1 protein-coding gene is annotated in these 1,161 nt (G+C 63.3%); it reads left to right on the top strand.

The genetic code is table 11. From position 1 onward, the window contains the following. Positions 1 to 83 precede the first annotated feature (83 nt). Positions 84 to 1,144 (top strand): IS630 family transposase gene (locus tag GTW51_RS23300; RefSeq protein ID WP_163046400.1). Its coding sequence is split into 2 segments (ribosomal slippage): positions 84 to 576 and positions 576 to 1,144, totalling 1,062 coding nucleotides; the frame shifts between segments, so codons are not numbered across the junction. Positions 1,145 to 1,161: the final 17 nt, after the last annotated feature.

Below are 1,161 nucleotides of genomic sequence, written 5' to 3'. Positions count from 1 at the left end.
ATACCAACGAGCGAGGGTTTTGACTCGTAGGGGATTCCCAATCCCGTTCTGATCTGAATCATGGTGGCAAACGGAGGTTTGCCATGGCGATGCCCATTCCACTTCGCGCCGATTTCGACATTTTCTGCCTGCGCCGCCTTGCGCGGGAGACCAAAGACGCCAACCAGGCCCGCCGCCTTCTGGCACTGGCGACGATCTACGAAGGCGGCTCACGCACTGATGCGGCGCGGATCGGCAGCGTGACGCTTCAGATCGTGCGCGACTGGGTCCTGCGGTTCAACGACCGTGGTCCGGCAGGGCTCATCAACGTCAAGGCGCCCGGCAGTCCGTCCAAGTTGAACGAGGCGCAGCGTCGGGCCTTGGCGAGGATCGTCGAGAGCGGCCCGATCCCGGCGATCCACGGCGTCGTGCGCTGGCGGCGCAAGGATCTCGTGCAGTGGATCTACGAGGAATTCGCCATCTCTTTGGACGAGACCACGGTCGGGCGCGAACTGAAGGCGCTCGGCTTTGCCAAGCTCTCAGCGCGTCCGCGCCACTATGCGCAGAACGAGTTCGAGGTGGAGGCTTTCAAAAAAACTTCCCCGCCGAACTGGCAAGCATCGAGGCCAAGCTCCCGAAGGACACCGAGATCGAGCTCTGGTGGGCCGACGAGGCTCGTATAGGCCAGAAGAACAAGATCACCCGCCGCTGGGCCAGGCGCGGCACCCGGCCCTCCGCCCCGCAGGACCAGCGCACCATGTGGGCGTACATCTTCGGCGCCGTCTGCCCGCAGAAGGGCAAAGCTGCCGGCCTCGTCCTGCCCTACTGCGACACCGGCTCCATGAGCCAGCACCTGGCGGAGATATCACGCGCCGTCGATCCCGGCGCCCATGCCGTGCTGATCCTCGACCGCGCCGGCTGGCACATGACGCCCAAGCTCGTCGTGCCCGCCAACATCACGCTGCTCTTCTTGCCGCCGCGCGCCCCCGAATTGAACCCGGTCGAGAACGTCTGGCAGTTCATGCGCGACAACTGGCTCTCAAACCGCATCTTCATCGACTACGACGACATCGTCGTCCACTGTTGCGCCGCTTGGAACAAGCTCGTCGATCAACCATGGAAAATCATCTCCATCGGCATGCGAGATTGGGCGCATAGGTTCTGATCAGCGCTCGTTGGTAT

Origin of the sequence: Aurantimonas aggregata (assembly GCF_010500835.1) — a bacterium.
In the GTDB taxonomy this organism is placed as follows: Bacteria; Pseudomonadota; Alphaproteobacteria; order Rhizobiales; family Rhizobiaceae; genus Aurantimonas; species Aurantimonas aggregata.
Note: the sequence above shows the minus strand (reverse complement) of the source record. Positions and strands in the feature narration are given on the sequence as shown.